The 24,317-nt window shown below is 66.6% G+C and carries 21 protein-coding genes; 7 read left to right on the plus strand and 14 right to left on the minus strand.

All coding sequences use genetic code 11. The features are described from left to right. The first annotated feature begins 57 nt into the window (after positions 1-57). Positions 58-1,356, plus strand: coding sequence for an APC family permease (locus LFT45_RS12505; protein ID WP_236803496.1), 1,299 nt, complete (start codon positions 58-60; stop codon positions 1,354-1,356). 39 nt (positions 1,357-1,395) lie between these two features. Here LFT45_RS12505 and hisS read toward each other — a convergent pair whose 3' ends face one another. Next, positions 1,396-2,751, minus strand: coding sequence for a histidine--tRNA ligase (gene hisS / locus LFT45_RS12510; RefSeq protein ID WP_236803497.1), 1,356 nt, complete (start codon positions 2,749-2,751; stop codon positions 1,396-1,398). A 261-nt stretch (positions 2,752-3,012) separates the two neighbouring features. Between hisS and LFT45_RS12515 the strand changes: the two genes are divergently transcribed. The 3 genes from LFT45_RS12515 (at position 3,013) to LFT45_RS12525 (ending at position 6,425) form a co-directional block, all read left to right on the plus strand. Further along, positions 3,013-3,831, plus strand: coding sequence for a peptidylprolyl isomerase (locus LFT45_RS12515; protein ID WP_236803498.1), 819 nt, complete (start codon positions 3,013-3,015; stop codon positions 3,829-3,831). A 72-nt stretch (positions 3,832-3,903) separates the two neighbouring features. Beyond that, a complete protein-coding gene (locus LFT45_RS12520; protein WP_236803499.1) occupies positions 3,904-5,604 on the plus strand; it encodes a DUF349 domain-containing protein in 1,701 nt (566 codons plus the stop codon). A gap of 86 nt (positions 5,605-5,690) precedes the next feature. Continuing rightward, positions 5,691-6,425, plus strand: a complete 735-nt coding sequence (locus LFT45_RS12525) for a type IV toxin-antitoxin system AbiEi family antitoxin (RefSeq protein WP_236803500.1) — start codon at positions 5,691-5,693, stop codon at positions 6,423-6,425. On the opposite strand, the gene LFT45_RS12530 is transcribed toward LFT45_RS12525, so the two are convergent. From LFT45_RS12530 to pdxT, 9 genes are all read right to left on the minus strand, one after another. Beyond that, positions 6,306-8,699 carry a RelA/SpoT family protein gene (locus LFT45_RS12530; protein ID WP_272912707.1) on the minus strand — a complete coding sequence of 798 codons (2,394 nt, stop codon included), beginning with the start codon at positions 8,697-8,699 and terminating at the stop codon, positions 6,306-6,308. The genes LFT45_RS12525 and LFT45_RS12530 overlap by 120 nt on opposite strands. A 230-nt stretch (positions 8,700-8,929) precedes the next feature. Beyond that, positions 8,930-9,946 carry a protein translocase subunit SecF gene (gene secF / locus LFT45_RS12535; protein WP_236803501.1) on the minus strand — a complete coding sequence of 339 codons (1,017 nt, stop codon included), beginning with the start codon at positions 9,944-9,946 and terminating at the stop codon, positions 8,930-8,932. Continuing rightward, on the minus strand, positions 9,946-11,703 hold the full coding sequence (gene secD, locus LFT45_RS12540) for a protein translocase subunit SecD (protein WP_236803502.1): 1,758 nt from the start codon (positions 11,701-11,703) through the stop codon (positions 9,946-9,948). The genes secF and secD overlap by 1 nt, the downstream gene beginning before the upstream one ends. 101 nt (positions 11,704-11,804) lie before the next feature. Beyond that, positions 11,805-12,200, minus strand: coding sequence for a preprotein translocase subunit YajC (gene yajC, locus LFT45_RS12545; RefSeq protein ID WP_236803503.1), 396 nt, complete (start codon positions 12,198-12,200; stop codon positions 11,805-11,807). Between the two features lie 187 nt (positions 12,201-12,387). Beyond that, positions 12,388-13,476, minus strand: a complete 1,089-nt coding sequence (gene ruvB, locus LFT45_RS12550) for a Holliday junction branch migration DNA helicase RuvB (protein WP_190602651.1) — start codon at positions 13,474-13,476, stop codon at positions 12,388-12,390. After that, positions 13,469-14,116: a Holliday junction branch migration protein RuvA gene (gene ruvA / locus LFT45_RS12555; protein ID WP_190602650.1), complete on the minus strand. Its 648-nt coding sequence runs from the start codon at positions 14,114-14,116 to the stop codon at positions 13,469-13,471. Before ruvA ends, ruvB begins: the two co-directional genes overlap by 8 nt. Positions 14,117-14,197: 81 nt before the next feature. Continuing rightward, positions 14,198-14,776 (minus strand): crossover junction endodeoxyribonuclease RuvC, encoded by a 579-nt coding sequence (ruvC, locus tag LFT45_RS12560; protein ID WP_236803505.1) that lies wholly within the window; start codon positions 14,774-14,776, stop codon positions 14,198-14,200. A 31-nt stretch (positions 14,777-14,807) separates the two neighbouring features. After that, positions 14,808-15,563 carry a YebC/PmpR family DNA-binding transcriptional regulator gene (locus tag LFT45_RS12565; protein WP_236803508.1) on the minus strand — a complete coding sequence of 252 codons (756 nt, stop codon included), beginning with the start codon at positions 15,561-15,563 and terminating at the stop codon, positions 14,808-14,810. A 3-nt stretch (positions 15,564-15,566) separates the two neighbouring features. After that, positions 15,567-16,298, minus strand: coding sequence for a pyridoxal 5'-phosphate synthase glutaminase subunit PdxT (pdxT, locus tag LFT45_RS12570; protein WP_236803510.1), 732 nt, complete (start codon positions 16,296-16,298; stop codon positions 15,567-15,569). A 91-nt stretch (positions 16,299-16,389) separates the two neighbouring features. Between pdxT and LFT45_RS12575 the strand changes: the two genes are divergently transcribed. Next, positions 16,390-17,679 carry a Mur ligase family protein gene (locus LFT45_RS12575; RefSeq protein ID WP_236803512.1) on the plus strand — a complete coding sequence of 430 codons (1,290 nt, stop codon included), beginning with the start codon at positions 16,390-16,392 and terminating at the stop codon, positions 17,677-17,679. 71 nt (positions 17,680-17,750) lie between these two features. After that, positions 17,751-18,428, plus strand: coding sequence for a type 1 glutamine amidotransferase (locus tag LFT45_RS12580; RefSeq protein WP_236809330.1), 678 nt, complete (start codon positions 17,751-17,753; stop codon positions 18,426-18,428). 31 nt (positions 18,429-18,459) lie between these two features. Here the strand turns inward: LFT45_RS12580 and LFT45_RS12585 are convergent, their stop codons facing one another. Further along, the gene (locus LFT45_RS12585) at positions 18,460-19,776 is read right to left on the minus strand and encodes a CapA family protein (RefSeq protein WP_236803514.1); all 1,317 of its coding nucleotides are present in this window, start codon (positions 19,774-19,776) and stop codon (positions 18,460-18,462) included. A 100-nt stretch (positions 19,777-19,876) separates the two neighbouring features. Here LFT45_RS12585 and LFT45_RS12590 point away from each other — a divergent pair, with 100 nt between their 5' ends. Then, a complete protein-coding gene (locus LFT45_RS12590; protein WP_236803516.1) occupies positions 19,877-21,889 on the plus strand; it encodes a M3 family metallopeptidase in 2,013 nt (670 codons plus the stop codon). Positions 21,890-22,033: 144 nt separating this feature from the next. On the opposite strand, the gene pdxS is transcribed toward LFT45_RS12590, so the two are convergent. The 3 genes from pdxS to LFT45_RS12605 all read right to left on the minus strand — a co-directional run bounded on the left by pdxS (position 22,034) and on the right by LFT45_RS12605 (position 24,299). Then, entirely contained in the window at positions 22,034-22,960 is a 927-nt protein-coding gene (pdxS, locus tag LFT45_RS12595; protein WP_272912708.1) for a pyridoxal 5'-phosphate synthase lyase subunit PdxS, read from the minus strand. Between the two features lie 141 nt (positions 22,961-23,101). Continuing rightward, complete coding sequence (pgsA, locus tag LFT45_RS12600; protein WP_236803518.1) at positions 23,102-23,722, minus strand: phosphatidylinositol phosphate synthase; 621 nt, start codon at positions 23,720-23,722, stop codon at positions 23,102-23,104. Beyond that, positions 23,712-24,299 (minus strand): HIT family protein, encoded by a 588-nt coding sequence (locus LFT45_RS12605; RefSeq protein ID WP_236803520.1) that lies wholly within the window; start codon positions 24,297-24,299, stop codon positions 23,712-23,714. The genes pgsA and LFT45_RS12605 overlap by 11 nt, the downstream gene beginning before the upstream one ends. Between the last annotated feature and the right edge of the window lie 18 nt (positions 24,300-24,317).

Below are 24,317 nucleotides of genomic sequence, written 5' to 3' on the forward strand. Positions count from 1 at the left end.
ATCGTTGCGGAAACGATCCCGTCCGAGTTTACCCGTTTGAAAGGTTCCTGCCCCGCCATGACCAAGCACCAGCAGCTGCAACGAAGGCTGGGTGTGGCCGACGCAACAGCCATCGGGCTCGGATCCATGCTCGGCGCCGGCGTTTTTGTCGTCTTCGCGCCGGCGGCCCGGCTGGCCGGAGAGCTGCTCCTCGCGGCCATAGCCCTGGCCGGCGCCGTGGCCTACTGCAACGCCGTCGCCTCGGCCCAGCTCGCCGCAAAGTATCCGCAAAGCGGCGGCACCTACATCTACGGCCGCAAACAGCTTGGCGAGTGGCCCGGCTTCCTCGCCGGCTGGGGCTTCGTGACGGGCAAGTCGGCCTCCTGCGCGGCCATGGCCCTGACCTTCGGCCAGTACGTTGCACCGGGTTACGCGATCCCCGTGGCCATCGCAGCGGTGGCCGCACTGACCGGCGTGAACCTGCTGGGCATCACCCGGACCGCCTTCCTGACCCGCATCCTGCTCGCCATCGTCCTGGCCACGCTGGCATTCGTGGCCGCGGCGAGCATCGTGGGACCGCATGTTGCCGACGGCGGGAGCGCTACTTCTGCACAGGCTGGCGCCGCGGTCTCCGGGCAGGCCGGCAACGGCTGGGGCATCCTGCCCGCCGCAGGCCTGGTGTTCTTCGCCTTTGCCGGGTACGCGCGTATCGCCACGCTCGGCGAGGAGGTCAAGGACCCGGAGCGCGCCATTCCGCGTGCCATCCTCGGCGCCCTGGCGGCCGCCCTGGTCATCTACCTGCTGTTGGGTGTCCTGCTCCTGGCACATCTTCCGGTGCAGATACTTGCCGCCTCGACGGCGCCGCTGCTCGACGCCGTGGAACAGTCCCGCCTGGCCGCCGGGGCACCCGTGGTCCAGGCAGGTGCCGCCGCAGCCTCGCTCGGCGCCCTGCTGGCCCTCATCACCGGCGTGGGACGCACGGCCATGGCGATGGCCCGCGAAAGCGACCTCCCCGGTCCCCTGGCCAGGGTCGGCGGACGCCATCCGGTGCCGGCAACCGCCGAACTGGCGGTGGCCGCCGTCGTCGTCGTCCTGTTGTTGACCACCGACGTGCTGACGGTGGTCGGCTTTTCCAGCTTCGGCGTCCTGCTGTACTACGCCGTGACGAATGCCGCCGCATTCACGCTCCGGGACCGGCCCCGGCACGCGCCCAAGTGGCTCAACGCCGCAGGGCTGGCCGGCTGCCTTGTCCTGGCCTTCACCCTGCCGGCGGCCTCGGTGCTCGGCATGGCGGCCGTCATGGCCGCCGGACTGGCCGGGCGCGCCGTCGTGCTTGCGTTCCGGAAGCGAGGATTCCGGAAGCGACGGTTGCGCTGATTGGGGAAACGCTAGCTCAAGAAGCCGGCGCGGCGGTGATCAGCTTGCCGGTGCGGCCGCGACCTGGACGCGGATGTCCTCGTCCGACGGCGTCCACGTCGCGGGATCAGCGTCGACCTGCTCGCCGGACCGGATGTCCTTCACCTGGTGCTTGCCGTCCTCGTCCGTGAACCAGACGAAGGGGATGCCGCGCCGGTCCGCGAACTTGATCTGCCTGCCGAACTTCTCGGCCTTGGCGGCGACCTCGGCGGCGATGCCGCGGCTGCGCAGCTCCGTGGCCACGTCCTGCGCTTCGCCCCAGCTCTCGTCCGAGGTGAGCGCCACGAACACTGCCGTGGGCACGGAACGGGAGGCCTTGGCCAAGTCCTGGCTCAGGATGCGCGAGACGAGCCGGGTCACGCCGATGGACAGCCCGACGCCGGGGAACTTCCGGTTTCCCTTGCTCGCCAGGGCGTCGTAGCGGCCGCCGGAGCAGATCGATCCGAGCTGCTCGTGGCCCACCAGGACGGTCTCCACAACGGTTCCGGTGTAGTAGTCCAGTCCGCGGGCGATGCTCAGGTCCGCGACCACCTTGCCCGGAACCCGCTTCACGGCAGCCTCGATCACCTGTTCGAGTTCGTTCAGGCCTTCCTCGAGGAGGTCGTTGCTGACCCCGAGCGAACGGACCTGCGCCACGAAGGACGTGTCCTCGGTCTTGATGCCGGCAAGATTCAGCGCCGCCTGTGCCTGTTCGTCGGTGGCACCGAGCTCGGACTTGAGCAGCCCGGCCACCTTGTCCGGGCCGATCTTCTCCAGCTTGTCGATGCTGCGCAGCACTCCGGCGGTGTCGGTCAGGCCGATGCCGCGGTAGAAGCCCTCCGCGAGCTTCCTGTTGTTGATGCGCAGCCGGAACTCCGGAATCGGGAGGGCGCCCAGCGCCTCCGCGATGACCAGCGCGATCTCGACGTCGTAGCGGAAGGGCAGCTCGCCGTCGCCCACCACGTCAATGTCAGCTTGGGTGAATTCGCGGGCGCGCCCTTCCTGCGGGCGTTCCCCGCGCCAGACCTTCTGGATCTGGTAGCGGCGGAACGGGAAGGCCAGGTAGCCGGCGTTTTCCACGACGTACCGGGCGAAGGGCACGGTGAGGTCAAAGTGCAGTGCCAGGGCGTGCGGATCGTGCTTGCCCTTCCCCGCTTCCTCCCCCTCGTCGTCCTGGAGCCGGCTCAGCCCATAGACCTCTTTGTCGATCTCGCCCTTGCGGAGCAGCTGGCCCACAGTTTCGACGGCGCGCGTCTCAATGGAAGAAAAGCCGTGCAGTTCAAAGGTGCGGCGCAGCGAGTCCAGGACATGCTGCTCCACCAGCCGCTCCTCGGGAAGCCACTCGGGGAATCCGGACAGGGAGGCGGTGCGTGCCATGGTGGAGTTTCTCCTCAGGTAAACGAAGGCCGGAGCCGCTGCGCCTTGTTCCGCGTCGACATGTGAACCTAACGGCGGCGGCAGCGGCGGGAGTCCAGCCTGTTCTGCATAAACTTATGTGCGGCAGTCAGTTTATGCTTTCGGCGCCTGCATCTCTAATGCGGAGGCCGGGCGCTGGCGGGCTGCCGCAGCCCAATCTGCAGCCGGGGATGCCTTCAGGGGCTAGCCCGGTCCGGCGGTGACGATCAATGAGGAGGACCCGTGGCGGCCAGTCCACGCGAAACACGCGAAGCCAAGAGGCGCATCCAGCAGATGGAGGCCAAACGCGAGCTTCGCCGTGACCAGGAGAAGCGCCGCAAGCGGGACAACCTGGTAGCGGGAGGTGCGGGAGCCGCAGCGGTGATACTCGCCGTCGTGCTTCAACTGACGGTGTTTGCCGGGAACCCAACCGAAGCGGAAGTAGCCGCCGCCGAGGCGGACCTGGCGACGCCCCCCGCTTCCGCATCCGCTTCCCCCGCTGCGTCGGCGTCCCAGACCAATGCTGCGAACATCCCCAAGCCCGCGACGGCGGCCGGCAAGACGTTCACCGGCGAACTGAAGCTGAACAGCGGCACCCTCGGCGTGCAACTGGACGGCACCAAAGCCCCACAGGCAGCCGCGGTGTTCAAGTCCCTGGCCGACCAGGGCTACTACAAGGGCGTCAGCTGCCACCGCCTCACTACTGGCGACAACTTCGGTGTCCTGCAGTGCGGCTCCAAGACCGGCGATGGCCAGGGCGACCCCAACTACACCTGGGGGCCGCTGGAGAACACGCCCGCAGACAACAAGTATCCCGCCGGCACCATAGCGGTGGCCCGCACGGGCAACAACGCCTACGGCAACGGCACGCAGTTCTTCATCGTCTATAAGGACACGGCCATTCCGGCCGACTCCGCCGGCGGCTACACCATCGTGGGCAAGGTGACCTCCGGCCTGGACACCGTCACCAAGATTGCGGCGGCAGGTCTTAAGACGGGCGAAAGTGACACGGACGGCGCACCTGCGGAACCAGTCACGATAGACTCATTTTCTCTGAAGTAGGAACCTTGTGGCGCCAGTGGCCACCGGCGACTTGTGAATGAGTATTTTCCTCCAAGCGAAAGACTTTTAGCGGTGACAGACAGTCAGAAATCCGACGAAACAGCAGCCGAAGTGACCGAGGTCCAGGCTTCCCCCGAGACCGTGGATGGAGCACAGTCCGTGGAAGCGGCCGAGCCCGTGCAGGCGACGCAGCCCGACGAGGCGGTAGAGCCGGACGAGGCAGCACAGCCCGGGGATGCGGCACAGCCCGACGCCACGCAGGAAAGCCCGCAGCCGGAGGCTGTGCAGGAGGACGCCGCTCCGGCGGAGGACGCCGCTCCGGCCGAGGCCACTGCCACGGCGGAGGACGCCGCCAGCCCACAGCCCGAAGCTGTGCAGGAAAATCAGGCAGCCAGCCCGGCACCATCACCGCGTCCGACGCCGGCACCCCGGCCCTCGCCGACGCCCGCCGCGTTTGCTGCGCGGCCCAAAGCAGGTCCGGCCGCCACAGCGGCTCCGGTGCAGGCATCGCCTTCCACGTCGCTGGCCGAAGCTGCCCGCTGGGGCCGGGTGGAGGGCGATGGCCACGTCTTCCTGACCATCGACGGCGAAGAGCACCCGGTCGGTCAGTACCCGGATGTCAGCAACGACGAAGCACTTGCGTACTTCGCGCGGAAGTATGACGACATCGTCGCCCAGGTTGTCCTGCTGGAACAGCGCGTGGCCTCGAAGGCCCCCACCACTGACATGCAGAAGACCGTGACGCACCTGCGGGAGCAGCTCGCTGAACGCAACATGGTGGGCGACATCCGTTCCGCGGAGAGCCGGCTGGACACCCTGTCCACCCAGATCGCCGAGCTGGAGAAGTCGGAAAAGGCGCAGCACGACGCCGTCCGTGCCGCCGAGCTGGCCGCCCGTGAGGCCATCGTGGCCGAGGCCGAGGCCATCTCCGGAACCGATCCGGCCCAGGTTCAGTGGAAGACGTCCAGCGCACGCATGAACGAGCTGTTCGAAAGCTGGAAGACCGCGCAGAAGAGCGGGGTACGGTTGGGCCGCAGCAACGAGGACGCCCTGTGGAAGCGTTTCCGCGCCGCCAGGACCGTCTTCGACCGGCACCGCCGCGCCTACTTCTCCCAGCTGGACAGCAACAACTCGGCGGCGAAGTCTGCCAAGGAGAAGCTGATTGCCGAGGCCGAGGCACTGTCGACCTCCACCGACTGGGGCTTCGCCGCCGGAGAATACCGACGGCTGATGGACGAGTGGAAGGCATCGCCGCGTGCCAGCCGCAAGGATGACGACGCGCTGTGGGCCCGGTTCCGCGCCGCGCAGGACGTCTTCTTCAGCTCCCGCCAGACTGCCAACGACGAGATCGACCAGGAATACGCTGCGAACCTGTTGGTCAAGGAGGCGCTCCTCGAGGAGGCATCCGGCATCGTTCCGGTCAAGGACATCGCCGCCGCCAAGAAGGCCCTGCAGTCCATTCACGACCGCTGGGAAGAAGCAGGCAAAGTCCCGCGTGCGGACATGGGCCGGATCGAAGCCGGGCTGCGCCGGATCGAGGATGCAGTGCGCCAGGCCGAGGACGAGAAGTGGCAGCGCTCCAACCCGGAGACCAAGGCCCGCACCAACAGCGCCTTGAGCCAGCTCGAATCCGCCATCGCCGGCCTGAAGGATGACCTGGCCGAGGCAGAGAAGAAGGGCGACCAGCGCAAGATCAAGGCCGCCCGGGAAGCCCTGGAAGCCCGCCAGGCATGGCTTGACCAGATTCAGCGTTCGGCTAGCGAGCTCTCCTAGCCAGCAACCCTACGGCCCCGTTCCGGTTATCCACATAACCGGGGCGGGGCCTTACCCGTTAAGGCCGCGTCCGGCAGGATGACGGAATGGCACCGTTCTCCCAGCCCCCTGATTCGCAGACACGGGGTGATTCCCCGCCCAGGGACTCCTCCACACAGCTGCTGGAGCTCTATTCGCCGGGGCTGCCGTTCACCTGGCCGGAGCTCCAGTCCATGGCCTCCGACGGCGTGCTCACGCAGCTCTATCAGCACGGCTACACCGTTCCCGGGACTGCGGCCTCACCGCAGCTGCGGGCACGTGCCGCTGCCCACGGGGTGCCCGCGCCGGTGCGGCGGCGTGTGGTGGCGGGGCGGATGACGGCGGCCTGGATTTACGGGTGCGCCCGCGAACCGGACCGGTTGGCCCTACTGGTGGACGCCAAACGCCGCATCTCCAGCCTCCGCTCCACACGCGGCTGCACGCTTCACGAAGTCCGGCTCGGACCGTTCGACGTCGTCAGCCTGGGCGGCCTGATGGTCTCGAGTCCGCTACGGACGGCACTGGACATCGCCTTGCATGTGGAAGCCGAGAGGGCAGTTCCTGCCCTGCGGCTGCTCCTGGAGAAGCCCGAACTTGATGTCAGGCTCCGGCTCCTGGTCCTGGCGGTCGAGGCGATGCCACGGCTGCCGCACAAGAACGCAGCTCTGGAGAAGCTGTCGCTGTTAGCTTCTCCGGTGGTTGCCCGTGGTCCGGTAGACGTCGAACACCCCGTCGATCCTCCGCACAGCACTGAGCACGTGGCTGAGGTACTTGGGGTCGCCCATCTCGAAGGCAAACTTTGAGATGGCCACGCGGTCCGTGGACGTGTGGACACTGGCCGCCAGGATGTTCACGTGATTCTCCGAAAGTATGCGCGTCACGTCGGAGAGGAGCGACTTCCGGTCCAGCGCCTCCACCTGGATCTCCACCAGGAAGACGCTTGACTGCGTCGGCGCCCAGTCCACGTCCACGATCCGGTCAGGCTGGTCCTTGAGGCCGGCCACGTTGGTGCAGTCCGTGCGGTGCACCGAAACGCCCGAGCCGCGCGTGACGAAGCCGAGAATCGGATCCGGAGGCACGGGGGTGCAACAGCGTGCCAGTTTCACCCAGACATCGCCCACGCCGCGGACCACCACACCGGAATCGGAGAACCGGGCCTTGCTGACCTGCGTGGGAATGCTGACTTCGGTGAGGTCGTCATCGGGTGTTTCATTGCCGCCAAGGCTCTCGACGAGCTTTTCCATGACGGACTGTGCGGAGGTGTGGCCGTCGCCCACTCCGGCATACAGCCCGGAAATGTCGACGTACTTGAAGTCCTCGGCCACGGCGGCCAGCGCGTCGTGCGTCATGAGCCGCTGCAGGGGGAGGTTCTGCTTCCGCATGGCGCGGGTCAGCAGCTCCTTGCCGCGGTCGATCGCCTCTTCGCGGCGTTCCTTGCTGAACCACTGCCGGATCTTGTTGCGTGCCCGGGCGCTCTTGACGAAGTGCTGCCAGTCCTGGCTGGGGCCGGCACCCTCGGCCTTCGAGGTGAAGATCTCCACCCAGTCGCCATGGTTCAGCTCACTGTTGAGCGGCACGAGCTTGCCGTTGACCCGGGCTCCGATGGTGCGGTGGCCCACCTCGGTGTGCACGGCATAGGCAAAGTCCACCGGCGTGGACCCGGCGGGCAGCGCCATGACCTCGCCCTTGGGGGTGAACACGAACACTTCGCGGGCGTTGATCTCGAACCGCAGCGAGTCGAGGAATTCGCCGGGGTCGGAGGTCTCCTGCTGCCAGTCCACGAGGGAGCGGAGCCAGCCCATGTCGCCGTCTCGCGGGCTGCCGGGTCCGGTGGCGGTCCGGTTGGGCTGGTCCTTGTACTTCCAGTGCGCGGCCACACCGTACTCGGCGCGGCGGTGCATCTCGTGCGTCCGGATCTGGATTTCGACCGGCTTGCCGCCCGGGCCGATCACCGTGGTGTGGAGGGACTGGTACATGTTGAACTTCGGCATCGCGATGTAGTCCTTGAACCGGCCAGGCAGCGGGTTCCAGCGCGAATGCAGGGTCCCCAGGGCGGCGTAACAGTCGCGGACCGAGTCCACCAGGACCCGGACGCCCATGAGGTCGTTGATGTCGTCGAAGTCCTTGTCCCGGACGATCATCTTTTGGTAGATCGAGTAATAGTGCTTGGGCCGGCCGGTAATCGTGGCCTTGATCCTGGCGGTGCGCAGATCGTCGGCGATCTGGTTCCGGATCACGCTGAGGCTCTTTTCGCGCTCCGGCGTGCGGTCGCCCACCATGCGGACGATTTCCTCGTACACCTTGGGATAAAGCGCCGCGAAGGACAGGTCCTCAAGCTCCCACTTGATCGTGTTCATGCCGAGCCGGTGCGCCAGCGGCGCAAAGATTTCCAGGGTTTCCCGGGCTTTGCGGGCCGACGACTCGGCGGAGACGAACCGCCATGTACGCGCGTTGTGCAGCCTGTCCGCAAGTTTGATCATCAGGACGCGGATGTCCTTGGCCATGGCCACGACCATCTTGCGGACGGTCTCGGACTGGGCTGCTTCGCCGAAGCTGACCTTGTCCAGCTTGGTGACGCCGTCAACCAGTATGGCGACTTCGGGGCCGAAGTCCGCCCGGAGGTCCTCAAGGGTATAGGGCGTGTCCTCCACCGTATCGTGGAGCAGCGCAGCCGCCAGGGTGGTGCCGCTGAGCCCCAGCTCGGCGAGGATCGTCGCGACGGCGACGGGATGGGTGATGTAGGGGTCGCCGCTCTTGCGCTTCTGCCCGCGGTGGCTTTGCTCCGCCACCACGAACGCCCGCTGAATGAGGTCGAAGTCTTCCTTGGGGTTGTTCGCCCTGACGGTCCGCAGCAGCGGTTCCAGGATGGGTGAGTACGTCGCGGTGCTCCGGCCCGTCAGCCGTGCCAGGCGGGACCTCGTGCGCTCACGCCGGCCCGGGAACGTGGGCCGGACGCCAGAGTTGTCCACGGGCACGCCCGGCGCCGGGCGCCCGGCAGCCACCAGACCAGTCTGCTGTCCCTGGCCCGGACCGTTGCCTCCGGCTGCCGTTGGCGCCGACGTCGAACCTTCTTCCAATGAAGTACCCCTCACGACCCGTTTAATTATCCCAGTGTATTCCCGCTCCGGGCCCGACCGATAACCGCGTCCGTCACCAGCGGCCCAGCCGGGTATGCAGCCGTGTACGCAGCCGGCCCGATGTGACTTAGAGAGAGTCGCTTAACGCAAAGACCGGACGCCGTCGCGGTGACGGCATCCGGCCTAAGGGCAGGTACTCCAGGCTGTGGCAGGCGCCCCAGCCTGGAGCCCTAGGCTTTTGCGGGCTCGGCGGCGGCAGCCTTGGCAGCGGCGTCCGCGCGGCGCTGCTTGACACGCTGGGCCTGCTTGACCAGCGGCGCCTCGCCCTGGCGCAGCCAGGCGTACATCGGCGCGGAGATGAAGATCGTCGCGGCGGTGCCGATCAGGATCCCGACGAACAGTGCGAGCGAAAGGTCGCGCAGGGTTCCAGCACCCAGCAGGCCGGCCCCGATGAACAGGATCGCCCCGACCGGGAGGATGGCAACCATCATCGTGTTGATGGAGCGGACCAGGGTCTGGTTGACGGCCAAATTGACTTCCTCGCCGAAGGTCCGGCGCGTGGAGGAATCGATGTCGGCCGTGTTTTCACGGATCTTGTCGAACACCACGACCGTGTCGTACAGCGAATAGCTGAGCACCGTAAGGAACCCGATGATCGCCGACGGCGTGACCTCGAAGTCGCTGAGGGCGTACACACCGGCCGTGATGAACATCGTGACGAGCATGCCCGCGATCGCCGAGAGGGACATCTTCCAGGTCCGGAAGTAAAGGGCCATCAGGACCGTCGCGAGGGCAACGAAGACCACCAGGCCAATCAGGGCCTGCTTGGTGACGTCAGCACCCCAGGTGGGGCCGACGAAGGTGGAAGTCACCTCGTTGTCAGTCACGCCGTAGGCCTTGGTGAGGCCCTCCTTGATCTTCAGGGTCTCGTTGTCGGAGAGTTTGTCCGTCTGGATCCGCATGGTGGTTCCGGCGACGTTCGCGACGCGCGGCACACTGCCGGGAACCACGTCGTGGACAGCCTTCTCGCCTACGGATGCCTCAGTGGTCTTGACGTTGGACACCGTGAACTCAGAACCGCCACGGAACTCGATGCCCAGGTTGAAGCCGCCCTTGGCCACCGGGATAAGGATGGACAGCGCGACAGCCGCGGCGGCCACGAGGAACCAGATCTTCTTGGACCCGACGAAGTCATAGGAACGCTTGCCCGTGTAGAGCTCGTTGCCGAATTTCGCGAAACTGGACATTACTTGCCCTCCTTGGCCGGGCCCTTGGAGGAACCGGCGAGCTGCTCCTGCTGCTCCGCGCGGCGGCGTTCAGCGATGGTCATCCGGCGCTCAGCCTCGGCCGCGGCACCGGTGTTCTTGGCGCGCACCACTGACGGCTTGTCCTCGGGGCTGCGGAGCCTGCCGGCGCCCCGGTAGAGCGGCACCGCGCCGAGGCGCTCGGGGTCAAGACCGGAGAACTTGTGGCCCTCGCCAAAGAACCGGGTCCTGGCCAGCTGCTGGAGCGTCGGATGAGTGAACATGAACACGACGATGAGGTCGGCGATGGCGGTCAGGCCGAGGGTAAAGGCAAAGCCCCGCACGTTGCCGACGGCCACGAAATACAGCACCAGCGCGGCCAGGAGGTTGACCGCCTTGGATGCCAGGACGGTCCGCTTGGCCCGCTTCCAGCCGTTCTCCACAGCCGACACCAGGCCGCGGCCTTCGCGGAGCTCATCACGGATGCGTTCGAAGTAGACGATGAATGAGTCCGCGGTCTGGCCGATAGACACGATGATGCCGGCCACACCGGCGAGGGAGAGCCGGTAATTCTCGGTCCAGCCAAGGATGGCAATGGCGAGGTACGTGAGCGCACCCGCCACCACCAGCGACGCGATGGTGACGAAGCCCAGCGCACGGTACTGGAACAGCGAGTAGACAACCACCAGCAGCAAACCGATCAGGCCAGCAAGGAGGCCCATCCGGAGCTGCTCACCGCCGAGGGTGGCGGAGATCTGCTGCTCGCTTTGGATGTCGAAGCTGATGGGCAGGGCACCGAACCGGAGCTGGTCGGACAGTGCCTTGGCGGACTGCTCGGTAAACCCACCGGTGATCTGCGGGCGACCATCGGTGATCACGGCCTGGGACCGCGGGGCCGATATGACCTGGTCATCCAGGACGATGGCGAACTGCGACTTGGGATCGCTGCCGGTCTCACCGCCCGCGGCAACGTAGAACTGGTTAAGGCGCTCGGTGACCGTCTTGAACTTGGACGTACCCTCGGCGTTGAACTGGATGTTCACAGCCCATTCGTTGGTGACGGCGCCCTGGGCGCCCTGCTGGAGTTGGAACGTCGAGCCCTGGATCTCCACACCCTTGACCTCGACGGGACCCAGGATGTACTTGATAGCAGGTGTCTGGTCCGTGGCAGGCTCACAGGTGACCAGCGGCTTGGCCGGGTCTGAGCGTTCCTGCTTGTCCTGGGCCGGATTGTCACAGTCGAGGGCTTCGAACTGCTTCTGGATGTCGGCGGTGATCCAGTTCGAATCGCTGGCGTTCGTCGGCTTCGCCGTCGGTTTCGGCAGCTCCGCGGCAGGTGTCCGCTGGTCGGCCGGAACCACGGCCCCCGCGCCAGTGACGAGGACGGGGCGGAAGTTCATGTCCGCTGAGGCCTGGATGAGGGCGCGGGTCTGCGAGGACGGAGTGCCGGGCAGGCTCACCACCACATTGCGGCCGGACTGCGTGCTGATCTCAGCCTCGGCAACACCCGAGCCGTCAACACGCTGACGGATGATGGCCACCGCCTGGTTGAGCTGCTCCTCGTTAATGTCCGAGCCACCCTCAACCTTGGGTGCCAGGATCATCTGGGTGCCGCCCTCCAGGTCCAGGGCAAGTTTCGGGCTCCAGCTGGCAACCCCTGACATAGTGCCGCCCGCAAGGACGGCCGTCATGGCAGCCAGGATTACGCCAAGCCAGACCAGCACCCGAAGGGATGGTTTATTGCGGCCAGTTCGTGCCATTGCCTATCTTTCTATTAATTGCGGAGGGCCGCCGGAGCGCGCCTTGTCGCACTCCGGCGGCTCCGCAGCCGTAGACAGCTGTACCGTCCGTAAGCGGCGGACTAGATGTCCTTCTTGCCCTCGTCGTTGAGGCGCTTGAGGGTTTCGTCCGGGGTTTCGTCGGCCGTGCCAGCCTTGGCTTCAGGGGTCAGCGAGTCCTCGGCGGTCAGGGCGGATGCGTCATCGGGAACTGCGTGCGTTTCGGCGGCGGGTTCCACGATCTTGGTCACGGCCTGGCGGTGGACGGTGGCCAGGTTGCCGGGCGACAGTTCCAGGACGACCTTGTTCTCCGCGTCATCAAGCGACACGATGCGGCCAAACAGCCCGAAGCTGGTCATCACCTCGACGCCCGGAGCGAACTCCGACTGCAGCTTGGCTTGCTGCTGCTGGGTCTTCTTGTTGCGGCGGAACATCATGAAGATGAATACGCCGAGCATGACGAACAGCAGAATTGTCATTGGATCCAAGAGGATTTTTCCGTTCTGTACTTGCGTAGCTGGTTGACAGCGACGTCCGCTTTGCACCGGGCTGCCCGCCCGGACGCGGGAGACCGGCGCGGGCGGCCCGCCGAAGCGGGACACGGAAACAAAGCCCGGACGTGCCGAGCGTCTTTCCAGTCTAGAGGGAAAAGCTGGGAGGGCGCTGCTATTGCGTGCTGGAAACCCATTCAGACGACGATTCTTCATCGCCCGGGCCGGCCGCGAAAAGGTCCAGGGTTTCCTGCCCGAAGACCCCTGCCGGTACTGCCAGCCCAAGGTGCGTCCAGGCCGGAGCCATGGCGATGCGGCCCCTCGGCGTCCTGCCCAGCAGCCCTTCCCGGACCAGGTATGGTTCGGCTACCGTCTCCACGGTCTCCGGCTCCTCCCCCACGGCGATGGCCAGGGTGGACAGGCCCACCGGGCCGCCGCCGAATTTGGTGATCAGCGCTTCCAGCACTGACCGGTCCAGCCGATCCAGCCCGCGCTTATCCACTTCATACATGTCCAGTGCCGCAGAGGCGGACCGGGCGTCAATCTGTTCGATCCCGTGGACCAGCGCCCAGTCCCGGACGCGCCGAAGCAGCCGGTTGGCGATGCGGGGCGTGCCGCGCGACCGTCCCGCGATCTCAGTGAATCCGGCCGAGTTCACCTTCAGGTCGAGGAGGCCGGCGGACCTGCGCAGCACCAGCTCCAGCTCCTCCACCGAATAGAACTCCAGGTGGCCGGTGAACCCGAACCGGTCCCGGAGCGGACCCGGAAGAAGTCCGGCGCGTGTGGTGGCACCCACCAGCGTGAAGGGCGGCAACTCCAGCGGAATGGCCGTGGCACCGGCTCCCTTGCCCACCACGATGTCTACCCGGAAGTCTTCCATGGCCATGTAGAGCATTTCCTCGGCCGGACGGGACATCCGGTGGATTTCGTCGAGGAAAAGGACCTCGCCCTCCGACAGTGAGGAAAGGATGGCGGCGAGGTCGCCCGCGTGCTGGATGGCCGGGCCGCTGCTGATGCGCAGCGGGGCGTTCATTTCGGAGGCGACAATCATTGCGAGCGTGGTCTTGCCGAGGCCGGGAGGACCGGAAAAGAGCACATGGTCCGCGCTGCGCCCGCGCATCCGGGATGCCTGCAACACGAGGGAAAGCTGTTTGCGGACCCTGTGCTGGCCCACGAAGTCGTCGAGGTTTTTGGGCCGGAGCGCCGCCTCGATGGCCCGCTCCTCCGGCTCTTCTCCCCCGGCGACCAGGGACGGCTCAGCCACGGCTGCCTACCCTGTTGCCCGCCCGGGCTCCGTCCTGGCCGAGCCAGCGCAGCGTGGTGCGCAGGATCTCGGCGACGTTGCCTTCGCCGGCAAGTTCCGGCGCGTCTGCGAGGGCCTTGTCGATGCTGCCCGTGGCGTCCTTTTCGGACCACCCCAGGCTGGTCATGGCAGCGACGACCTGCGGCTTCCAGACGCCCTCCGATGACGCAGCCGGCGCCCCTGCAGGCGTCGCCGTGCCGTGCGGAACCAGTTTCCCGGCCAGTTCAAGAACGATGCGTCCGCCAACCTTCGGGCCGATGCCCGGGACCTTGGTGAACGTCTTGCTGTCCCCGGTGTGTGCGGCCACACGGATGGCCTCGGGATCGTGCACGGCGAGGACCGCGAGGGCGAGCCGCGGACCTACTCCGCTGACACTGAGCAGAACGTCGAAAACTTCCCGTTCGTCGTCGCTCGCGAAGCCGAACAGGGTCAGGGAATCCTCCCGGACGATCAGGGACGTGAAAAGCTTCCCTTCCTCGCCGGTCCGCAGCTTGCTGAGCGTCTGAGGCGTCGCGTAGACGCTCATGCCCGCGCCGTTGAGGTCAATGACGGCGGTGGACAGTCCGACGTGCGCCACGGTTCCGCGGAGAAAACTAATCAAGGCCGGGGCTCCTGAACTTGCGTCGGCAAGAACCGACTATCCGAACATATCTACGAATACCCTAGCAAGCGCCGGCGGCATTCAGCGTGCACGGCGCGCCTTGGCCTCCGCCTCGGCCCAGGCGCGCTGGGCGGGCGTCAACGACTGGCTGCCGGGGCCGGTGGTGGCTACGCTGGCGCCGCTGCCCGCCCGCCATGCGTGCGTAATGGCGAGGGCCAGGGCGTCGGCCGCGTCCGCGGGACGCGGCGGAGCATCGAGCCGGAGAATCTTGGTGACCAGCTTGGTCACGGCCTCCTTGTTCGAGGATCCGCTCCCGGTCACCGCCGCCTTGACCTCCGACGGAGTGTGCAAAGCCACGGGGATGCCGCGCCGGGCCGCGGCGGCGATGACGACACCGGAGGCCTGGGCCACGCCCATGACCGTGCTGACGTTGAGCTGCGAGAAAACACGCTCCACCGCCAGCACGTGTGGCTCGTAACGGTCGAGCCAGTCGTCAATGGCCAAGGCGATCACCAGCAACCGTTGGTCGAGTGTTTCCCCGGGGGACGTCCCCACCACACCGACGGCCACCATGGTGGCCCGGCGGTTCTTTTCGACGTCCACCACGCCGATGCCGCAGCGGGTCAGCCCGGGGTCGATGCCCAGTACGCGCAGCGTCACGTGTAACCGCCCCGGTCCGCCGCGCGGAAAGTCACTCGGCTTCCAGGGCTGCCTGAACTTCGTCGCTGAGGTCAGCGTTGCTGTAGACGTTCTGGACGTCGTCGAGGTCCTCGAGGGCGTCAACGAGCTTCATGAACTTCTTCGCGGCGTCAAGGTCCAGCGGCACCTCCATGGAGGGCACAAACTCGGCCTCGTCGGTGTCGTAGTCGATCCCGGCGTCCTTCAGCGCGTCGCGGATGGCCTGCAGGTCCTTCGGGTCCGAATGGATTTCGAAGGTCTCGCCGTTGTCCTTGACTTCCTCGGCGCCGGCGTCGAGCACCGCCATCAGGACGTCGTCCTCGCTGAGGCCGTTCTTAGGCAGGGTGACAACGCCCTTGCGGGAGAACAGGTAGCTGACCGAACCGGGGTCGGCGATGGTGCCGCCGTTGCGGGAGATGGCCAGCCGCACCTCGGAGGCCGCGCGGTTCTTGTTGTCCGTGAGGCACTCGATCAGGAGCGCAGAACCCTGCGGGCCACGGCATTCGTACATGATCTCGGTATAGTCCACGACCTCGCCGGTGAGGCCGGCGCCGCGCTTGATGGCACGGTCGATGTTGTCGGCGGGAACCGACGTCTTTTTCGCCTTGGTGACGGCCAGTTCAAGGCCGGGGTTGCCGGAAAGGTCCGGGCCGCCCATGCGGGCGGCAACTTCGATGTTCTTGATCAGCTTGGCGAACGACTTTGCCCGGCGGCTATCAAGGATGGCCTTCTTGTGCTTGGTCGTTGCCCATTTGGAGTGGCCTGACATGCTTTACGCTTCTCCTCTGATCATGCGAATAAAAAGTTCATGCACGCGCTTCTCGCCTGTCACTTCCGGATGGAAGGAGGTGGCCAGCAGCTGGCCTGAACGCACTGCAACAATTCTAGCCGTCCCCTGCAGATCGGCCGCGTGGGAAGCGTGCTCCTGGTCGGCCGGCTCCACCTGCGCCAGAACTTCAACGCCGGGGCCCACGCGCTCCACCCAGGGCCCGCGGATGAACACCGCGTGAACCGGAGCTACGCCGTGCTCGGTGGCGCTGAACTCCAGGCCCTTGAAGTCGAGGTCGGTCTCGAAGGACTCGCGCTGCCGGCCAAATGCGTTGCGGCGCACCGTGATGTCCAGGCCGCCGAACGTCTGCTGGGGGTTTCCGGCCAGGTCTGCGGCGGGGTCGGCGATGTCGTGCGCCAGCAGGATCATGCCCGCGCAGGAGCCGTACACCGGGAGGCCCTCGGCGATCCGCTGGCGCAGCGGCTCGGCGAGGTCGAAGGCGCGGGCCAGCTTGTCGATGGCCGTCGACTCGCCGCCGGGGATGATGAGTCCGTCGAGCCCGTCGAGTTCCGCGGGGCGGCGGACACCGACGCCGGTGGCGCCGGCGGTCTCGACCGCCCGTAGGTGCTCACGGAAGTCGCCCTGCAGCGCCAGGACGCCGATGCGCAAGCCAGATCCCGGCTTTTCGGGCATGCCGGCCGGGCGCGGAAGGGCGCTGGAAAGGGAATTGGTCATCTAAACAGCATAGTGTCCCGGGCACAAACAACCGTTCCGGCCGCCGGGCGCCCGGCACATTGCATGCCGCTGCTGGGATATATTACAGAGCATGTTTTCCCTCAGCGTTCCGCTCGGCAAATTCGTTCGCCGGGTCTCCCGGCTCAGGGGCGGAGGCTCTGCATTCCCCGGCCTGGTCGTCGAAAAAATCGATCCCGGTTTCATGCAGCGGACCCTGTCCACCCTTCCCCACGGCGTGGCCGTAGTAAGCGGCACCAACGGCAAGACCACCACCACCAAGATGGTGGTGGAGCTGCTGGAAAGCCAGGGCCTGAAGGTGTTCACCAACCGCACGGGCAGCAATTTCACCCGGGGCGTGGCGGCGGCCCTGATCGGCGACGTCGACTGGCGCGGACGGCTCGACGCCGATGTTGCCGTGCTGGAGCTGGACGAGGCCCACGCCGTGCACTTCGTCAACCGCGTCCCGCCGCGCTACAGCCTTCTGCTGAACGTGCTCCGCGACCAGCTGGACCGCTTCGGTGAGATTGACAAGACAGCCCAGCTCCTCCAGCACATCGCCTCCAAGACAACGGGGACTGTGGTGCTGAACCGCGAGGATCCGCGGGTGGCCCGGATCGCCGGTACGCTGCAGGGCCCCGAGGTCCTCTACTTCGGCCTGGACGACTCGCTGCTGGGCACCTTCCCCAGCGACGATGAACTTCGCGCCGGGCCGGGCAGCCCCGTACCTGCGGTACCGCCAAGGCCCCAGGCCGACGTCGTTCTCCGCCGCGTGGGTGCCGATGACGCAGACTTTGAGTACGACGGCGTCACGGTCACCACCGGGATGAAGCTCCGCGGCGTCTACAACATCTTTAACGCCGCGGCTGCGCTGGTCCTGGCCCGCAGCATCTGCGGCAGCGGTGCCGCCACGGCGGACCACGGCACCCTGCTGAAGGCTCTGTCCGAGGTCGCCCCGGCCTTTGGACGCGGCGAAAGCCTCACGGTGGACGGGCTCCCGCTGGATCTGGTCCTGGTCAAGAACCCGAGCGGCTTCAGGCTGGGCCTCAAGTCGTTCCCCTCGGGCGGTTACGCCACCATGATCGCGATCAACGACAACTACGCTGACGGCCGCGACATGTCCTGGCTGTGGGACGTCGATTTCGACTCGCTGCGGGCGGAAGGCGTGGACCAGGTCAGCGGCTCCCGGGCGTACGACATGGCCCTGCGCCTGCAGTACGACGAAGTGCAGATCGGGTCGGTGGACACCGACATCCCGGCCGCACTGGCCGACTTCATCCGCAAGGGCAAAGGCAAGCCGAAGCGCGTCTTCTGCACCTACACCGCAATGCTCGCCATCCGCCGTGAGCTGTCCAAAATCACCACAGTGGAGGTGGTCTCTTGACCCCCGAATTGACCGCCGGCACTACCGCGTCAAAGGGAACCATCCGGGTCCTGCAGCTGTACCCGCGGGAGATGAACATCTACGGCGACTGGGGCAATGCCCTGGTGCTGCAGCAGCGCCTGAAGTGGCACGGCTACACCCCGGAGCTGCTGGAGTACAACGTGGGCGACGAGTTCCCGGAGGGCGTGGACATCATCCTTGGCGGCGGCGGGCAGGACAGCGGCCAGCTCGTCATCCAGGACGACCTCCAGTCACGGGCCAGCCTCCTGAAGGGAATGGCCGAGGACGGCACGCCCATGCTGCTCATTTGCGGGCTGTACCAGCTGTTCGGCCGCTTCTTCAAGACCCGCTCAGGCCCGGTCATTCCCGGCATCGGCGTTCTGGACGTGGAGACCCACGGCACGGATGAGCGGCTGATCGGCAACGTCAAGGTCACCACCGCGGAGTTCGGCGAGGTCCTGGGCTACGAGAACCACAGCGGCCAGACCACCCTTGGGCCCGGCGTCGCACCGCTGGGGACGGTGGCGAAGGGCACGGGGAACAACAGCAGCGACGGCCAGGAGGGCGCCCGGTACCGCAACATCGTGGCCAGCTACCTGCACGGTTCCCTGCTGCCCAAGAATCCGGCCATCGCCGACTTCCTGATCCGTACCGCCGTCGAACGCAGGTATGGAACCTTCACTCCCGGCGAAGCGGATGACCGCTACGCCGTCCTGGCCCGCGAACACGCGGTCCGCCGGCCGCGCTAGGAGCAACCGCGCCAAGGACACCGCTCCAGTGTCAGCGTTCCTTGGTGACCAGCAGCTCGCGGGCTCCGGCCTGCGCCGCGCCCATGGACTCCACCACCTGTTTGGTCCGCAGCCGGGTGTCGGCGTCCGCCGCGGGACTGGCGCAGACACCCTGCGGGGCGTCAGCGGCCACAGAGCACCAGCGGTAGGGGGCGCTGACGATAACTGACGGTGCCCAGGCGACGTCGGATGCGGTCCACTTGCCGGCACTGTCCTGGCTGAACTGTGCCCGGAGCAGCAGGCCCTCGTTGTTGACAACGTACGTCGGGGACAGTTCTGTCACACCGTTGCCCAGGCCGTAGGCGATCCAGGTTCCCTTGTACTTTTCGACGGGCAGCACCGAGTGCGTGTGGTGCCCGTAGATCATCGTGAACTGGCCGCTGTCCGCCAGCGCGTGCGCCACGTCCAGCTGCTGGGCGTTTGGGGCACTTGCGTACTCGTCCCCCGCGTGCATGGCGCCCAGGACGATGTCCGCGCCCAGCTTCCTCGCCTCCTTGGCCTTGGCGATCATGGTGGGGGCGTCGAGCATGTCCACCTGCCACGGCTGTTCCGGGACCTGCCCGTTGAGTCCGTAGGTGCCCTCAATGACGGCAATGCGGGCGGCGTCGGTCTGCAGGATGAGGATGCCTTGGGACTCGGCCTGCGTCCGGTAGGAGCCGGTATGCTCCAGCCCGGCTGTGTCCAGCACATCGAGGGTCCTGGCGAGGCCCTCGGTGCCCTGGTCGATGGTGTGGTTGCTGGCCGTGGTGCAGGCGCGGTAGCCGACCGACTTGGCGGCAGCGGCAATCTGTGGCGGAACGTTGAAGGAAGGGTACGCGGAGAAGGGACCCCCGGGCAGCGCCACCGGCGTTTCCTGGTGGCAGATGGCGAGGTCGCTCTGTTCGATATAGCGCCGCTGCCCTTCCAGCAGCGGGCCGAAGTCCAGTCCCTTGACCCCGCCGGCGACGGCATCTTCGTGGGCCTGTTGCCACAGCTGGGTGTGCACCAGCATGTCACCGGTGAGCAGGACGGACGTGCAGCGCACCGATGCGCACGCGGGACCGGCACCCGGGGTTGGGGTGGGTGCTGCGCTCGGGGTGGGGTCCGCCGTCGGCGTTGCAGCGGCAGTGCTGACGGCGCTGGACTGCGCTGCCGGGCTCGAAGGCTGGCCGGCCGCACTGGCAGGCTGGCTGCCGGACGCACTGCCGGACTTGTTACCCGGCTGCGGCCGGGCCTGCTCAGCGGCCACGCCGCAGGACGCCAGCCCCGCCATCAGCAGTGCAGCAGCGGCCGCTTGAAACGCACGGCCAGATACGGTCTTGTTCCCCATGACCCTAGCGTAAGTCCGCGGCACGCCGACGGCGGGCAACCCGCCCAGGGAAGCACGCCAAAACATTGTGCACCGCAGAGCTGCATGAAAGTGTTGCTTCATGACCAACCCCCTCCTCTCCCCCAGCGCCCTGCCCTTCGGGCTGCCGCCGTTTGCCGACATCGGCGACGACCACTACGCCGAGGCGGTTGACGCCGGGCTCACCGACCACCTGGCCGAGATCCAGGCCATCGTGGACAACCCCGAGCCCGCCACGTTCAACAACACGGCGCTGGCCATGGAGAAGTCCGGCCGGTTGCTGGACCGCGCCGCGGCTTCCTTCTTCACCCTGGTTTCGGCCGACGCCTCAGAGGCCATCAGGAAGCTGGAGACGGAACTGTCGCCCCGCTTCGCCGCGCATCAGGATGCCGTGTACCTGAACCGGCCACTCTACGAGCGGTTCGCCGCCGTGGATACCGCCGGCCTAGACGCCGAAGCCGCACGGCTTGTCGAGGAGTACCTCAAGGAGTTCCGCCAGTCCGGGATCCAGCTGGACGACGCCGGCCAGGACCGGCTCCGTTCGCTGAACGCCGAACTGTCCCGGCTGGGTACGGAATTCGGGCAGCGCGTCAAGGAGGCGATGAAGTCCGCCGCCCTCCTGCTGGACAGTGCCGACGACCTCGCTGGACTCCCCCAGGATGAGATCGCCAGCGCCGCGGAAGCAGCCCGGGTTGCCGGCCATGACGGCAAGTTCCTCCTGACGCTGATCCAGCCAAGCAACCAGCCGGCCCTGGCCTCACTGGACAACAGGGACGTGCGCCGGCGGCTCTTCGAAGCATCCGTGGCCCGCGGCAGCACCGGCGGTGACCTCGACGTCCTTAACCTCGTGAAATCCATGGTCCGGCTCCGCGCCGAAAAGGCCGCCCTGCTGGGCTTCGCGAACTACGCCGAGCTGGTGGTGGACCGGCAGACGGCTCCGGATTTCGGAGCTGTCCGGTCCATGCTGAACCGGCTGGCACCCGCGGCCGTCCGGAACGCCGACGCCGAGGCGACCGCCCTGGCCGAGAGCGCCGGCCACCAGCTGGAGGCCTGGGACTGGGCGTACTACTCCGCCAAGGTGCGGCGGGAACGGTACACGGTGGACGAGCAGGCCCTCAGGCCGTACTTCGAGCTGGACCGGGTACTGACGGATGGCGTGTTCTTCGCCGCGACCTCGCTCTTCGGCATCACCTTCCATGAGCGCAAGGACCTCGCGGGTTACCACGAGGACGTCCGGATCTGGGAGGTCCGGGACGCGGACGGAACAGAGCTGGGGCTGTTCCTCGGCGACTACTACACCCGCGAGACCAAGCGGGGCGGCGCGTGGATGAATTCGCTGGTGGACCAGTCGGCGCTTCTGGGCACCAAGCCGGTGGTGATCAACAACCTGAACATTTCCAAGCCGCCCGCGGGTGAGCCCACGCTGCTCACTCTCGATGAGGTGCGCACCGCGTTCCACGAATTCGGCCACGCCCTGCACGGCCTGTTCTCCAACGTCACCTACCCCCGCTTCTCCGGCACGTCAGTACCGCGGGACTTTGTGGAGTACCCGTCCCAGGTCAACGAAATGTGGATCATGTGGCCGGAGGTGCTGTCCAACTACGCCCGCCACCATGCCACCGGGGAGCCGCTGGCCCAGGACGTCGTCGACCGGCTCAACGAGTCCCGCCTGTGGGGCGAAGGGTTTGCCACCACGGAGTACCTCGGTGCGGCGCTGCTGGATCTGGCCTGGCACGTCCTGGACTCCGACAGCGTTCCGGACGCGGCACTGGAGTTCGAGGCGAAAGCCCTGGCAGCCGCGGGAGTGGCTCATCCGCTGATTCCGCCACGCTACCGGACGGGCTATTTCCAGCACATCTTCGCGGGTGACGGCTACTCTGCGGGCTACTACTCCTACATCTGGAGCGAGGTGCTGGATGCCGAGACCGTGGACTGGTTCACCGAGAACGGCGGTCTCAGCAGGGCCAACGGCGACCGGTTCCGCGCCGAGCTGCTCTCCCGCGGCAACAGCCGGGATCCGCTCGAGTCGTTCCGTACCCTGCGCGGACGCGACGCCGCCCTCGAGCCCCTCCTCAAGCGCCGCGGCCTCGAATAATATTGGAGTTTTTGTCCACTTGTCGCGACTTCGAGGGCCTTAAACCCCCAATATGTGGACAAAAACTCCAAGGAATTAAGGCGAACGACGTCGGCCGGTCACCTCGGAAGGTGACCGGCCGACGTCGTCGTTAACTACGTGCTGTTACCAGCCGCGCTCGGACAGGCGGTGCGGCTGCGGAATCTCGTCCACGTTGATGCCGACCATGGCCTCGCCCAGGCCGCGGGAGGCCTTGGCGATAACGTCCGGGTCATCGAAGAACGTGGTGGCCCTCACGACGGCAGCGGCGCGCTGGGCCGGGTTGCCGGACTTGAAGATGCCCGAGCCGACGAACACGCCGTCGGCGCCGAGCTGCATCATCATGGCGGCGTCCGCCGGGGTGGCGATGCCGCCGGCGGTGAACAGCACCACGGGGAGCTTGCCGGTGGCGGCAACTTCCTTAACCAGTTCGTACGGGGCCTGCAGTTCCTTGGCCGCGACGTAGAGCTCGTCCTCGGGCAGCGCCGCGAGCTTGGCGATCTCGGCGCGGATCTGGCGCATGTGCCCGGTGGCGTTGGAGACGTCGCCGGTGCCGGCCTCGCCCTTGGAGCGGATCATGGCGGCGCCCTCGTTGATGCGGCGCAGCGCCTCACCGAGGTTGGTGGAACCGCAGACGAAGGGAACCTTGAAGTTCCACTTGTCGATGTGGTTGACGTAGTCGGCCGGGGTCAGAACCTCGGACTCGTCAATGTAGTCGACACCGAGGGACTGCAGGATCTGGGCCTCGACGAAGTGCCCGATGCGGGCCTTGGCCATGACCGGGATGGAAACGGCGTCGATGATCTGGTCGATCATGTCCGGATCGGACATGCGCGACACGCCGCCTTGGGCGCGGATGTCGGCCGGGACGCGCTCGAGCGCCATGACGGCAACGGCACCGGCGTCTTCGGCGATGCGGGCCTGTTCGACGTTGACGACGTCCATGATGACGCCGCCCTTGAGCATCTCTGCCATGCCGCGCTTGACGCGGTTGCTGCCCGTGACGCTGTTGGCGGACGAGCCGGCTTCGTTGCTTACATCAGGTGTAGACACAAAAACCCCTATGGGTAGCTAGATGACCTTCGCCGGGAGTGCAGGCACGGCACGGACATGCCGTTTTTCGCACACACCGGATTACCGGATCCATTGACCGGGCAGTCCTAATACTAGTCCCACGGCGGCAGCCCGGCTTAATCAGGTTTGTTCGGAGTCTTCCAGCGCCTGAATGCGCACCGCCAGGACACGCTGGACCACCGTGACGAGGCTCGCCGCCGCGAGCAGCACCAGGGTCGCCAGCAACACAACGGGCGGCAGTCCGACGCCGGTGAGGCCGGTGATCACCAGGACGGAGACCAGCCGTTCAGCACGTTCGGCAATGCCCACATTCGCCTGGAAGCCGAGGGATTCGGCCTTCGCCCGGACATAGGAGACCACCATGCCAAGGACAAGGCAGACGACGGCGGCAATGGCTATGGGGGCATTCGCACCGCCGGTGAAAAACCAGATGGCCAGGCCGGCAAAGAGGGCACCGTCAGCCAGCCGGTCCAGGCTGGAGTCCAGGAAGTTGCCCCAGCGCCCGCCAAGGTTCTGCATCCGCGCCATGATGCCGTCGATGACGTCGGAGAAGATGAACAGGGTGATAAAGATCGTTCCCCACCAGAGTTGGCCCAGCGGATAGAACACCAGGGCCCCGACCACCACGCCGGCCGTTCCCACAATTGTGATGGCGTCCGGCGAGACGCCAATTTTCAGAAGCCAGCGCGCAAGCGGGGTAAACAGCGCGGTGAAGAACCCGCGGGCATGCCTATTCAGCATGCGTCTCCCCAGGCCAGGCGTCGGCAACCTGCTGGCGGACTTCGTCGAGGGTCTGCGTGATCGCCTTGGTCTGGGCGATGATGGGGAAGAAGTTTCCGTCCCCGCCCCAGCGCGGAACGATGTGCTGGTGCAGGTGCCCCGCGATGCCGGCCCCGCCCACAACACCCTGGTTCATGCCCAGGTTGAAGCCGCCGGGATTCGCCACCTTCCGCAGCACCCGCATGGCGGTCTGCGTCAGGTCGGCGAATTCGGCGGTCTCCTCCACCGTCAGGTCCGTGTAATCGGGGAGGTGGCGGTAGGGGCACACCAGCAGGTGGCCGGGGTTGTAAGGGAACAGGTTGAGCACCACGTAGCACGTGCGTCCGCGGTACACGATGAGCGACTCCTCGTCGGTGCGCGCGGGCGCGATGCAGAACGGGCAATCGTCCTGGTCCTTGAACTGGTGCTGCCCGCCCTTGATGTAGGCCATGCGGTGCGGAGTCCACAGCCGCTGGAAGGCATCCGGAACGCCGGCGAGGCCAAAATCGTCCGTCACCTCCGCGTCCCCCGGATAGCCCGACCCTGTGTTCTCCTGCACGTGTGCCCCCTCCGCCGC

It is taken from the genome of Arthrobacter sp. FW305-BF8, from assembly GCF_021789315.1.
Classification (GTDB): domain Bacteria; phylum Actinomycetota; class Actinomycetes; order Actinomycetales; family Micrococcaceae; genus Arthrobacter.